The organism is Streptococcus oralis (assembly GCF_023611505.1).
GTDB lineage: Bacteria > Bacillota > Bacilli > Lactobacillales > Streptococcaceae > Streptococcus > Streptococcus oralis_CT.
The window spans coordinates 384,705-397,339 of sequence record NZ_CP097843.1 but is presented as its reverse complement, the minus strand read 5'-3'; the positions used below and the strand labels follow the sequence as shown (position 1 = coordinate 397,339).

Sequence of the window (12,635 nt, the reverse complement as noted above, 5' to 3'; positions counted from 1 at the left end):
ACATCTAATTCCTGATTAATTTATTTAAGATTTTTCCCCACTCGTATCTTTTTAACACATTAGATGTGTTATTTGTTCCTCTCACAAATAAACCTTCATCGCTTTTACTAAGAAACTCTAAAAACGACTCTTTGATTTTTTCCTTATATTGTCTTACTTCATCAATTGAAAATCTTGATAAGATAACTAACTGGGTTTCAGCTACAGTCTTATTGATACTAGTTGCAAGTTCATTACTACTAATTCGCTTAAAAGCATCGTTACCAAAAACAATATTTACTTTCTCTATAGATTTTAAAATGAAATCTTCTAACTCCTCAGATTTTTCTACATCATTCCTATATTCTTTTAAAAACTCAATGATTGCTGTATTCAATCTTCCACCATAAGTGCGTTCCTTTTTCCCATCTAATAGTTTCGGATTTCGCACTTCAATTTTTTTAATAGCAGCAAACGATTCATCAATAAATTCATTTATAACAAATGCACGTAACAAAATTTCGTTATAACCGTATCTCTTCTTAAGGACTACTCTTTTCCCAAATATTTCATCAACAATATCTAATTCACAAGTTTCATTTAATTTGGACAAAAATACGCCTCGATACATTACATTTAATAATTCTTGTCCATTTAATTTTATGGAACCTTGATTTATTCTTGAAAATATATCATATTTAATATCCTCCGATGAATCCTTCTGAATTATAACAATAGGTAGTGAAACATTTTTAAACTTTCTCTGAATCCTATCATCAAGTTCAGCAAAGGTCTTTTTATTAAAATCAGACAACGTTGAGAGTCCACTTAATTCCAGAGGATCCATATAATTTAGATATTCATTTCCTTTCTTAACATTGTTTAAGTCATCTTCATTAAGAATTGATTTAAAAAAAGTAAAAACTGTTGTTAAACGTTGTTGCCCATCAATTACTTCTAGCGTGTCATCATCATTTTCTGATAAAAATATAGTTGGTATAGGAATTGACAGCAATAAAGATTCAATAAATTGTGACATTGTTTTTTGATTCCAAACAAATTTCCTTTGGTAGTCAGGCTGTAAAATCAACTCCCCTTCTTTTATCATTCGTATTAAATCTGAGGTAGATTTATCAACTTTATCTATATATAGTTTTCTACTAGATGTAGTTGACTCAACTTCATCCTCAACTTCAGCATCAATATCAATTCGCTCATTATCAATATTTTCTAAAAGCGTATCTTCAGAATACAATTCTAAAATGTTAGTCAAAATATTTTCTCCTTTATTATCTATATATCAAACGATATCCGCTGTGTTTTTGTGTTTATTTCACCAACTTCTTCATCTCATCAATACGTGCGACGGTAGCATCGTATTTAGCTTGGTAGTCGGCTTGTTTGTCGCGTTCTTTTTGGACGACTTCTGGTTTGGCATTGGCTACGAAGCGTTCGTTAGAGAGCTTCTTACCGACCATATCCAGTTCTTTTTGCCATTTAGCCAGTTCCTTGTCGAGACGAGCCAATTCTTCTTCGACATTGAGGAGGTCAGCGAGTGGCAAGTAGATTTCTGCTCCTGTGATGACGCTTGACATAGCGAGTTCAGGTGCAGGGATGGTTGATGCGATTTCCAAGTATTCTGGATTTGTGAAGCGTTTGATGTAGTTGACATTGCTGTTAAAGAAGGCTTCCAAGTCGTTATCGCTTGTCTTAACAAGAATCGTGATTGGCTTGCTTGGAGCTACGTTTACTTCTGCACGCGCATTACGAACAGCACGGATCAGGTCTTTGAGACTCTCTACACCAGTGTGAGCCGCAAGGTCTTCAAAGGCTGGATTGACAGTTGGGTATGCTGCTGTAACGATAGAGCCTTCTGAAATTTGTCCAAAGATTTCCTCTGTCACGAATGGCATGATTGGGTGAAGGAGACGAAGGATCTTGTCCAAAGTGTAAAGGAGAACAGAACGTGTGATGACTTTCTCTTCTTCATTATCGCTATAAAGGACTTCCTTGGTCAACTCAACGTACCAGTCCGCAAACTCATCCCAGATGAAGTTGTAGAGGATGTGCCCAGCCACACCAAACTCAAACTTGTCGAAATTCTCAGTGACCTTACCGATCGTTTCATTGAGGTTGTGGAGAATCCAGCGGTCAGTAACGTTTCCAGCTTCCTTGTTGGCAACTTTTTCCACATTAGCAGTTGCTTGCTCAAGGGTCAAGCCTTCATTGTTCATGAGGATGTAGCGAGAGATGTTCCAGATCTTGTTAATGAAGTTCCATGAAGCATCCATTTTCTCGTAAGAGAAACGCACATCTTGCCCTGGAGCAGAACCGTTTGACAGGAACCAGCGAAGGGCATCAGCACCGTATTTCTCGATGACGTCCATCGGGTCAATACCGTTTCCGAGAGACTTAGACATCTTACGTCCTTGCTCGTCACGGATGAGACCGTGGATAAGCACGTTTTGGAATGGCTGACGGCCCGTGAATTCCAAAGATTGGAAAATCATACGAGACACCCAGAAGAAGATGATATCGTAACCAGTTACCAAGGTTGAAGTTGGGAAGTAACGTTTGAAGTCTTCTGAGTCAACATCAGGCCAGCCCATGGTTGAGAATGGCCAAAGGGCAGAGCTGAACCAAGTGTCCAAGACATCTTCGTCCTGAGTCCATCCGTCACCTTCTGGAGCTTCTTCGCCAACGTACATTTCGCCCTCAGCATTATACCAAGCAGGGATTTGGTGACCCCACCAGAGCTGACGAGAGATAACCCAGTCGTGAACATTTTCCATCCATTGGAGGAAGGTATCGTTGAAACGAGGTGGGTAGAATTCTACCTTGTCCTCTGTGTCTTGGTTGGCAATAGCATTTTTCGCCAATTGGTCCATCTTAACGAACCATTGCGTAGACAAGCGTGGCTCAACCACGACACCTGTACGCTCTGAGTGACCAACACTGTGGACACGTTTTTCGATTTTAACGAGGGCGCCGATTTCTTCCAACTTAGCAACGACTGCCTTACGAGCTTCAAAACGATCCATGCCAGCGAATTCGAAGGCAAGCTCGTTCATGGTTCCGTCGTCGTTCATGACGTTTACTTGTGGCAAGTTATGGCGTTGACCAACCAAGAAGTCATTTGGATCGTGGGCAGGTGTGATTTTCACGACACCAGTACCAAACTCAGGGTCTGCGTGTTCGTCTCCAACGATTGGAATCAATTTATTAGCGACTGGAAGGATGACGTTTTTACCAATCAAGTCCTTGTAGCGTGGGTCTTCTGAATTGACGGCAACGGCAACGTCCCCAAACATCGTCTCAGGACGAGTTGTCGCAACTTCAAGGGCGCGTGAACCGTCTTCCAGCATGTAATTCATGTGGTAGAAGGCACCTTCAACGTCCTTATGGATAACCTCGATATCAGAAAGAGCTGTGCGAGCTGCTGGGTCCCAGTTGATGATAAACTCACCACGGTAGATCCAGCCTTTCTTGTAAAGTTCAACAAAAACCTTGCGGACGGCTTTTGACAAGCCTTCGTCAAGAGTGAACCGTTCGCGAGAGTAGTCTACAGAGAGTCCCATCTTGCCCCATTGTTCCTTGATAGTCGTCGCATACTCGTCTTTCCATTCCCAGACTTTCTCGAGGAATTTTTCACGACCTAGGTCATAACGGCTAATACCCTCTCCACGCAAGCGCTCCTCAACCTTAGCCTGAGTGGCAATCCCAGCGTGGTCCATCCCTGGAAGCCAAAGGGTATCAAAGCCTTGCATCCGTTTTTGACGGATGATAATATCTTGCAAAGTTGTATCCCAAGCGTGACCAAGGTGAAGTTTACCAGTTACGTTTGGTGGCGGAATAACGATTGAATAAGGCTTAGCCTTTTGATCGCCTGAAGGCTTGAAAACATCAGCGTCAAGCCATTTTTGGTAACGACCAGCCTCAACCTCGGCTGGATTGTATTTAGGTGAAAGTTCTTTAGACATGTGTGTTCTCCTTAATTTAGTATTCTTAAAACTATTTTTGAAACCCGTTTTTTGTTCTTCAAAAAGCGATAAAATCGTATTGGATGACGAAAAATATTTGGTTGTTCTTTTCTTATTAATTTTTTTCTTAACCTTCTTCGTTCCTTTTCTAGTAATTCTAAATCCACTTTTCTGTTTTCAAAACTATAAACTTTAGATTCTAGACGTATTATATCATTGTTAAGTTTAGTAGCTTTAACATCTATTTTTGAAGATTTTATGGTCGAAGATTTCTTTTGAAATTGCTCTATTGCTTTTACATAATCCTCATCTACTCTATTTGATATCAATTGAAGATAATAGAATTCATAAATATAAATTAATAAAGCGATAAAAGCAATTGAAAAATGCTTTAGAAAGGTAGTATAAACTATAGCCGTACCCCAGTTAATAAAGTAAGGGGCAACAAAAAAAGCTAAAAAGACCATTAATTTCTCATGATGATTTTTAGAAGGATTTATTTTTAGAAAACCAACAATATATCCTTGTAACATAAAAGCTAAAAATGAATAACTTAACCCCCCTAGAGCTACATGAGACCAATCAGACTTTGTTAAATCTGAATCTACTAAATATACCAAGTAGATAGTAAAAACACAAAAAAATATTTGAACTATCCATGATAAAGCATTTAAATATTGAAACTTAGCCTCTTGCTTTCTTCTTTCCCAGTCATGTTTTAATAGAAGCTCTAAAAAGTAGATAGTATTTTTATAATTCCCCTTAGTAAGACTATCCCAAATATGCCCATCATTCATAAAATAAATTCTTGTATTTTTAATATCAAGATTATAGCCATAGGGATTAATATGACCCTTTAATCTTATAAAAGCACTTCTGCGTTTAGAAAAAATTTGAAGATCCTCAATAATACCCTCAATTTTTTTCCTCCACTCAGTTCGTTCTTTCACAATATAATCAAGTTGATTTCTTTTACTATTATTAGCAAAAACTAGAATCGCACTTAATACAGCTCCTATACCAGCTCCACTGATCAGAGTAATAATCTGACTTGTTTCCAAGCTTCTCACCTCGTTTTCGAAATTCTTCAATAAATCTCAACTGTTCGAAATTCTCAAACAGTTCAGCTAACAGTTTAAACTCTCCCACTCACTCCTCAGCAAGCCATATATCAGACTGTCACAGCGATTGCCTTGGGCATCTTTGCGCTCTCTTATGCGAGCTTCGAGGGTGAATCCAAGTTTCTCAGCGACTCGTTGACTTTGGATATTGTAGCCAAAGCAGACCAGTTCTATCTTGTGAAACCCCAATTCTTTAAAGCCAAGGTCAATCAAGGTACGCGCTGCTTCTGGTACATAACCTCGTCCCCAATAGTCTGGGTGCAAGGTGTAGCCAATCTCCAGTACATCGTCTTCGTGCCGATGGTTGAAATCAACAGAGCCGATGACTTTATCGGTTCCTTTGACGACAATTCCATAACCAGCTGGGAGATTGTCCTTTTGATTGCGGTCTGGAAGGATATGCTCCAGATAATAAATCTCATCCTCCAAGGTCTGGACGGGCGGAAAGCCTGCTGGGTAGGCGACTTCTGGCAGACTAGCGTAGGCATGGATATCTTCGGCATCCGCAACTGTACGGACTCGCAAGACAAATCGCTCGGTCTCTATTCGTTCTGGCAACTCTTCTCTTGTCATCCTTCTACCTCGCTTTCTACAAAAAAATCGCCCCTGCCATCTACATGACAGGGACGAATGTGTTTATCCGCGGTACCACCCAATTTCGGGCAGATGCCCGCAACTCTCGTCTTTATAATAAAAAGACAATATTATTTCATTTTTCATCCATCAGCAACCAGTTTTGACACATTTATGGACTTCTCAGCACCGCCACTTTCTGTAAAATGTGGGATTCAAAACACCTCTAATGGCTCTATTGTAGCAAGTTTTTGACGGAAATGCAAGGGACAAGAAAAATTACTTGAAGCTGATTCCGTGTTCTTTTAATTTCTTAATCGTAGCTGGACCGATTCCCTTCAAGGCAAGGAGTTCTTTTTCTGTCCAGTTTTTGAAGTCAGAAGCTGACTTGATGCCTTCATCATAGAAAGTCTTAGCGCGATCTACTGAGAGGCCACCCAAAGTAGCTGCGAAATCTTCTACTGAATTCGCCACTTTTTGAGCTTGTTCCTTGGTCGCTTCTACTGCTTGTTCCACTTTTTTAGAGACAACTTTTCCTGCTTGGCTGGCAGATTTTTCCGCATGTTTCACGACTTTCTTTGTCTCTTCTACAACCTTGGTCACTGTAGTTGAAAATGCACCTGAACGACGAAGGCTATTTCGCAATTGTTTTTTACGTTGGAGTTTCTTTGACATGATAAAATCCTTTCAATAAAAAATCCCTGCTCTGACAAGGATTTAATAAAGATATTCTATCAAGATTTTGGAAAAAAATCAAGAAAGGAAACGAGATTGTCCTTAAAAATCTAGCCGTTTTTTCTTTCAATCTAATTCGACAATGATTCAACTTCTTGATAAAATATGTAGTAATGTGCAAGATTAATTCACATAAAAAGCTGATAAGGAGAACAATATGAATAACGAAAGTTACTTTGATGGTGGTCTTTTGAGCTAGGTTAGATATGCTATCTTAGCCATGATCATCATAGGCTTTACTATTGGAATCACTACGCCTTGGGCAGTTTGTATGATGCAAAACTGGAAAGTCAAGCGCACTGTCATCAATGGACGTCGCCTCTATTTTGACGGAACAGGTTCTCAATTATTCAGGAACTGGATCAAGTGGTTCTTGCTCACCATCATCACTTTGGGCATCTATTCATTCTGGTTGCATATCAAAATGGAACAATGGATCACCAAACACACACATCACGTATAAACAGAAAAAGTGCGTTCATACGCACTTTTTGATTTGCAACGATTAATAGTTTCTCTCGCCAAACAAGCCCTCTGGCAAATCATGAAATCCCTTGCCTGCTTTGAAGTTTTCAAACTTACCCAGCAAGAACTGGTAGGCATCCAAGCGACTCTCGTAGCGAATCATGGCATCTTTGGCACGTTCGTCTTGGTCTTCTTCGTAGACCTTTTGACTTTCCTTGTGCGCCATGTCGTTGATCATGATCTGGGTATTAACCCAGGCCTCAAATTCCTTCATAAATTCTTGTTCGTAACTCATTGCTTCTCCTTATTCTAATCCACGGAAGTAGTCCGTATCAATCTCACGGTAGGGCTGAATGTCCTGAACATACTCCAGCACACCTTGGAATTCCCCGTTCTCATCGTGTACCGCAGCGTAGGTGATGTGGACAAACTTGCCTCGCGACTCAGACTTGAACCACATTTCATACTTGTCCTTGACCCCTTCACGAAGACCTTTCATAACGGCCTTTACCTTGTCTAGGTACTTAGGCGGATGGCAGAGTTCTACATTACGCCCGACTTGGGACGGCGTCCGTTTGAAAATCATCTCATCAGCTGTCGTATTGTCATTGTAATACTGGAAAATGTCGTCTTTATTGACAAAGGTGATCTCCATGGGAAGGTGGTTGAGGATGAGGTTAGCCTGCTCGACAGAGAGATAGCCATTGCCAAAAGCCTGTTGACTATGACGGTCCAGCACCGCTTCCTTTTCCTTAGGAGTAAAGGTAATGGTAAACTGACCTTCAGGCGTATCGATAACTTGCTGAACTTGACCTTCTGCCGTGTCTAGTTGTACTGGCTCCTCTGCGCTCTTTTCCTCAACAAAGCTCTGTCGTTCTGGCACCCATTTCTCTGACGGACGGATGATGGCATAGCCGTAGGCATCGCTCTCCTCCGCAATCTGAATCCAGTCATCCTGGGTGAAAGACTCAAGGAGAATCATGAGAAGGATGGACTCTTCCTTGAAAATCATACTTTCAAACTCTGTCGCAAAAGCTTCGAAAGTTTCCTTTACAGTGGAAATCGACACTTCTGGTAGTGACTTGGTTGTCGTTAGAGCTGTTTGAAAGAGTTCCCTAATCTGGTCATCCACTCCCCACATAACTTTTGGAGGTGAATCGTGTCCATAGCGCTCCATGATGGGGAAAAAGAGCTCTTCCTTGCGCTGGTAGTGGATATCAAATTGCCCCAACAGCCCCATTTGACGGACCAAACCCTTACGCATCTCTGCCAGCATTTCCTCGTCTTCCATAGACTCATAGGTATCTAACAATCTCCGAATGCGAATCAAGGCAGCACGGAGAGCCAGATTTTCATCCTTGAAGACGCGAACGGGGTGGCCAGGATGCTCGGTATCCTCTACTTCAACACCCTTAACAGCATTTTTAAAAAGATTAGCATGGACATCACAAAGCTCCATGACATCTTCAAAGGTGACACCTGAGTCTGAGTTCATCAGCTCGTGCTCCATGAGGGAAATCTCGATGGCTGACACACCTGTAAAGGTCGCATCAAAACGCTCCTGAACTGACTCAGGAGAGGCGCCATTGTGCAATTCTAACAAAATATCCCGTAGGATATGAATCCGTTCATCTGCCATTAGTCTAATCCAATCACTTCGTAACCATTCGCTTCCAGTGTGCGGACAATCTTGTCCATAGGAGTTCCTTCAAGCTTAGAACCCTGTTTGAGTGATACCTTGCGACCAACTGTATTGCGCATCAAGGGATTAGCAAGTGGTTTAAAACCCAGCTCCACTAGGATTTCCAAGACTTCTGGATGCTTGTCCACCACTTCTGCAACGGGAATTGACACATCTATGATATTATCCATGACGACCTCCATGTATGTTCTAAAATGATTTTACTGCTTATATTATACCATATGGGAAGAGATTAAAAAACTAGCAGCGGAGTTCCTGCTAGTTTCTTTCATTTCAAGTTATTCCTTATCATCTGGTTTTGCGAGCCACTGGGCTACATCCATCAGCTTGTCAGCAAGCAGTACTTTCCCGAAACCTACTAGAGCATTGTCGTCTTTTTTCATGTTCTTCAGAACTTTGACGCTTTGCATCACAAAAAAGTAATTCCCGTAAGTCTTGGCTAGAATTTTAATGAATCCCATATTATCTTTCCTTTTCTAACTGCAGTTTCTAGCCGATTGCTATACCAGACTAGCTAGTTATTGATAAGAAATCATTTCATCTCACTCTTTCCAATTTCTATACTATCATACAAGTTGAGCTTTATAAAGCTTTTTAACAATTTTTTACTCTAGAGAGATTCCCCCAGTATTTTTTATTGCCATTTCTCCACCAAAAAAGAGGGTTCCCCCTCTTTCTTAGTTCTTATCCAGATTGCGTAGCATCTCGTCAATCTTGTTCCCATATTCGATGGATTCGTCTTTGACGAAGGTCAAATCTGGGATTTTGTACAATTTCAAATTGCGACCAAGTTCACGTTTGATAGTACCAGTTGCTTTTTCAAGCCCGATTTGGGCTTTTTGATTATCCGAAGCGAGGTTACTCAAAATGGTGTAGTAAACCTTGGCTACAGACAAATCACCTAGCATCTGAACATCTGTGATGGTCACACCTTGGACACGTGGATCACGGACTTTCTTTTGCAAAATCTCATTGACTTCACGCTTGATTTCCATGCCCACACGATCCGTACGGAAATGATTTGCCATGATATTCCTTTCTCTACTTTGAACCAAAAGCTAGGCCAGCAGACCTAGCTATTTTTAAACTTCTTGATTTTCATTTCAAATTGAAACAAAGTTCAATTTGAAATCATCTGCTTCTTTCGCCGTGGTGAAAGTGATGGAACTGATTTATCAGTCCCATCACAGGGGATTTTTGAGACCCTAGGCTCAAAAATAAGCAATGAAACCATCGGTTTGCTTGCGTCCCTCACCACCTAAGAAAGGAGCAAAAAATCTTATCTCTTGATTTCTTCCATGACATAAGCCTCAATCACATCATCCATCTTGATATCATTGTAGCCATCAATCATCAATCCACCTTCACGGCCGTTTGTAACTTCTTTGACGTCATCTTTGTAGTGTTTCAAGCTTGCAAGTTCACCATCATAGATAACAACACCATCACGAATAACACGGACTTTAGAGTCACGGGTAACTTTACCACTCGTAACCATGAATCCACCAATGGTTCCCACTTTAGATACCTTGAAGGTTTCACGGATGATTGCTTCACCGATAACTTTTTCTTCGAATTCTGGGTCAAGCATTCCTTTCATGGCTTCTTCCATCTCTTCGATAACCTTGTAGATAATGCTGTGGAGACGGATTTCTACATCATCTTCTTCTGCTTGTTGACGCGCTTGTGGTGTAGGGCGCACATTGAAACCGATGATAAAGGCATTTGAAGCTTCCGCAAGAGTCACATCAGATTCGTTGATGGCACCGACCGCTGAGTGAACTATGGTAACTTTGACACCTTCTACATCGATCTTTTGAAGCGAGGCAGAAAGGGCTTCAACTGAACCTTGTACGTCGGCCTTGATGATGACGTTAACAGACTTGAGCTCACCTGCCTTAAGCGTATCAAAGAGGTTTTCAAGGCTGACACGTTGGGTTACTTGACGTTGCTTCATAAGAGCACGTTTCGCACGTTCTTCACCTGCTGCACGCGCAGATTTTTCATCTTCGTAAACGGCAAAGTGATCACCCGCCATTGGCGCTTCGTTTAGACCTGTGATAGATACTGGCGTTGATGGTCCAGCAACCTTAACACGACGTCCAAGGTCATTGGTCATGGCACGGACACGACCGAAGGTATTTCCGACAACGATAGGATCTTGGACATTCAAGGTTCCTTGTTGCACAAGAAGGGTTGCGACCGCACCTTTTCCTTTATCCAAGCGAGCCTCGATAACTGTACCGATCGCACGCACTGTTGGGTCTGCCTTGAGTTCTTGGATTTCAGCCACAAGAAGGACCGTTTCCAAGAGTTCATCGATATTTTGGTTGAATTTAGCTGAGATTTCGACAAATTCAGAATCTCCACCCCAAGCAGTTGACATAACTCCATGCTCTGCCAATTCACCGATAACTCGTTCTGGGTTAGCACCTGGTTTATCAATCTTGTTGATGGCTACGATGATTGGAACGTTCGCTGCTTTTGAGTGGTTGATGGCTTCGATAGTTTGAGGCATAACCCCGTCGTCGGCCGCTACAACCAAGATGGTAATATCGGTAACAGAGGCACCACGCGCACGCATAGATGTAAAGGCCGCGTGTCCTGGCGTATCAAGGAAGGTAATCTTCTTGCCATTTTCCACGATTTGGTAGGCACCGATATGCTGAGTGATACCTCCTGCTTCACCTGTCGCAACACGAGAATTACGAAGGGTATCCAAAAGGGTTGTCTTACCATGGTCAACGTGTCCCATGATGGTTACAACTGGTGGACGCTCAACTAATTCATCTTCATTAAGATAGCCATCTTCGACAAAGAAACGTTCGATGTCGGCATTATCCACTTCAACCTTTTGTTTGGCTTCGATACCGTAATCCACCATGAGGAGTTCAATGGTTTCTCCATCCAAGGATTGGTTTTGTGTGGCCATAATTCCCATCATGAAAAGCTTCTTAACGATTTCAGCTGGTTCACGTTTGATACGTTTTGCGATTTCCGCAACAGTCATACCATCTGTATATTCGAATTCTGTTGGCAATTCATGGAACTTGCGCTCTGTAACAGGTTTTGGAGCCTGATTACGATTGTTCTTGTTATTGCCTTTTTTGTTCTTCTTATTGTTATTCCAGTTACTATTTCTTTGATTTCTCACTTGATTTTGACTACTTCGATTCTTTTGTTGTTTTCTAGGACCATCTTCTTCGTGATCATAATCGTCACGTTCTTTGTCTGGTCGAGCTTGTTTTTTACGACGTGTATCCACTGGCGCTTCTTTCGCTACAGGAGCTACTGTTACGGCTGGCTGCGTTTGTTCAGCTAGCTTAGCAGCTTCTTCAAAGATTTCCTCTGGCTCCTTGCGTTTATTAGCTTGAGCCAAGGCTTCTTTGGCAGCTTGCGATTGTTTGAAGCGCTCCTCGCTTGAGCGTGCGTACTCTGCATTTTGCTCTGCTTTTAGGGCTGCTGCACGGGCTTTAAAGTCAACACGTGGTCCAGCTGGTTTTGGCTGGAAGTCTTGTTGCTGACGGCGATTATTGCCACGATTCCCTTGACCTTGTGGTTTTTTCCCTTGGTCATTAAAACGGCGGTTGTCGCGGTTCCCTTGACCAGGTTTACCACCATTACGGCCGTCGTTTTTCTGACGGTTGCCGTTTTGTTGTTGGTCACGGTTGTTGCCCTTGTTTTGTTTGCGTCGCTCTGCCTGCTCTTTGGCACGCGCCTCACGCTCCGCCTTGAAGTTTCGACTTTGTGGTCTCGCTGCCACTACTTTTTCTTCCTTAGGAGCTGCGGGTGTAGCTGGTTTACTTTCTTCCTTAGCAACAGCTGGTTTAGCTGATGCAGGCTTTTCCGCTTTCTTTTCTACACTTGCTTTTGGTGCTGCAGGTTTTACTTCTGCCTTAGGAGCAGGTGCAGGTGTAGATTTAAAGCTTGCTTCAATCTGTTTAGCTACTGCTGCTTCCACGCTCGATGAGTGGCTTTTTACATCCAAGCCCAACTCTTTTGCACGCGCTACAACTTCTTTACTTTCTTTTCCAAGTTCTTTTGCGATTTCGTACAATCTTTTCTTAGACAAATCATGTC

At 41.8% G+C, this 12,635-nt stretch carries 12 protein-coding genes; 1 reads left to right on the top strand and 11 read right to left on the bottom strand.

From position 1 onward, the window contains the following. Window positions 1-4: 4 nt before the first annotated feature. From M9H69_RS02125 to M9H69_RS02105, 5 genes are all read right to left on the bottom strand, one after another. The gene (locus tag M9H69_RS02125) at window positions 5-1,252 is read right to left on the bottom strand and encodes a DUF262 domain-containing protein (protein ID WP_250315788.1); all 1,248 of its coding nucleotides are present in this window, start codon (window positions 1,250-1,252) and stop codon (window positions 5-7) included. A gap of 55 nt (window positions 1,253-1,307) precedes the next feature. Next, on the bottom strand, window positions 1,308-3,959 hold the full coding sequence (locus M9H69_RS02120; RefSeq protein WP_250315787.1) for a valine--tRNA ligase: 2,652 nt from the start codon (window positions 3,957-3,959) through the stop codon (window positions 1,308-1,310). Between the two features lie 11 nt (window positions 3,960-3,970). Beyond that, window positions 3,971-5,029 (bottom strand): hypothetical protein, encoded by a 1,059-nt coding sequence (locus tag M9H69_RS02115; RefSeq protein ID WP_250316156.1) that lies wholly within the window; start codon window positions 5,027-5,029, stop codon window positions 3,971-3,973. Between the two features lie 57 nt (window positions 5,030-5,086). Continuing rightward, window positions 5,087-5,653, bottom strand: coding sequence for a GNAT family N-acetyltransferase (locus M9H69_RS02110; RefSeq protein ID WP_250315786.1), 567 nt, complete (start codon window positions 5,651-5,653; stop codon window positions 5,087-5,089). Between the two features lie 279 nt (window positions 5,654-5,932). Beyond that, window positions 5,933-6,328 (bottom strand): helix-hairpin-helix domain-containing protein, encoded by a 396-nt coding sequence (locus M9H69_RS02105; protein WP_042902047.1) that lies wholly within the window; start codon window positions 6,326-6,328, stop codon window positions 5,933-5,935. A gap of 280 nt (window positions 6,329-6,608) precedes the next feature. On the opposite strand from M9H69_RS02105, the gene M9H69_RS02100 reads away from it, so the two are divergent. Beyond that, the gene (locus M9H69_RS02100; protein ID WP_250315785.1) at window positions 6,609-6,851 is read left to right on the top strand and encodes a DUF898 family protein; all 243 of its coding nucleotides are present in this window, start codon (window positions 6,609-6,611) and stop codon (window positions 6,849-6,851) included. 42 nt (window positions 6,852-6,893) lie between these two features. On the opposite strand, the gene M9H69_RS02095 is transcribed toward M9H69_RS02100, so the two are convergent. From M9H69_RS02095 to infB, 6 genes are all read right to left on the bottom strand, one after another. After that, complete coding sequence (locus tag M9H69_RS02095) at window positions 6,894-7,148, bottom strand: DUF1912 family protein (RefSeq protein ID WP_000119707.1); 255 nt, start codon at window positions 7,146-7,148, stop codon at window positions 6,894-6,896. 9 nt (window positions 7,149-7,157) lie between these two features. Further along, a complete protein-coding gene (locus tag M9H69_RS02090) occupies window positions 7,158-8,492 on the bottom strand; it encodes a DUF438 domain-containing protein (RefSeq protein ID WP_250315784.1) in 1,335 nt (444 codons plus the stop codon). After that, the gene (locus M9H69_RS02085; RefSeq protein WP_000368739.1) at window positions 8,492-8,725 is read right to left on the bottom strand and encodes a DUF1858 domain-containing protein; all 234 of its coding nucleotides are present in this window, start codon (window positions 8,723-8,725) and stop codon (window positions 8,492-8,494) included. The genes M9H69_RS02090 and M9H69_RS02085 overlap by 1 nt, the downstream gene beginning before the upstream one ends. Window positions 8,726-8,833: 108 nt before the next feature. Beyond that, a complete protein-coding gene (locus tag M9H69_RS02080) occupies window positions 8,834-9,016 on the bottom strand; it encodes a hypothetical protein (RefSeq protein ID WP_000505781.1) in 183 nt (60 codons plus the stop codon). A gap of 216 nt (window positions 9,017-9,232) precedes the next feature. Then, window positions 9,233-9,583, bottom strand: a complete 351-nt coding sequence (rbfA, locus tag M9H69_RS02075; protein ID WP_001273601.1) for a 30S ribosome-binding factor RbfA — start codon at window positions 9,581-9,583, stop codon at window positions 9,233-9,235. Between the two features lie 251 nt (window positions 9,584-9,834). Next, entirely contained in the window at window positions 9,835-12,627 is a 2,793-nt protein-coding gene (infB, locus tag M9H69_RS02070) for a translation initiation factor IF-2 (protein ID WP_250315783.1), read from the bottom strand. Between the last annotated feature and the right edge of the window lie 8 nt (window positions 12,628-12,635).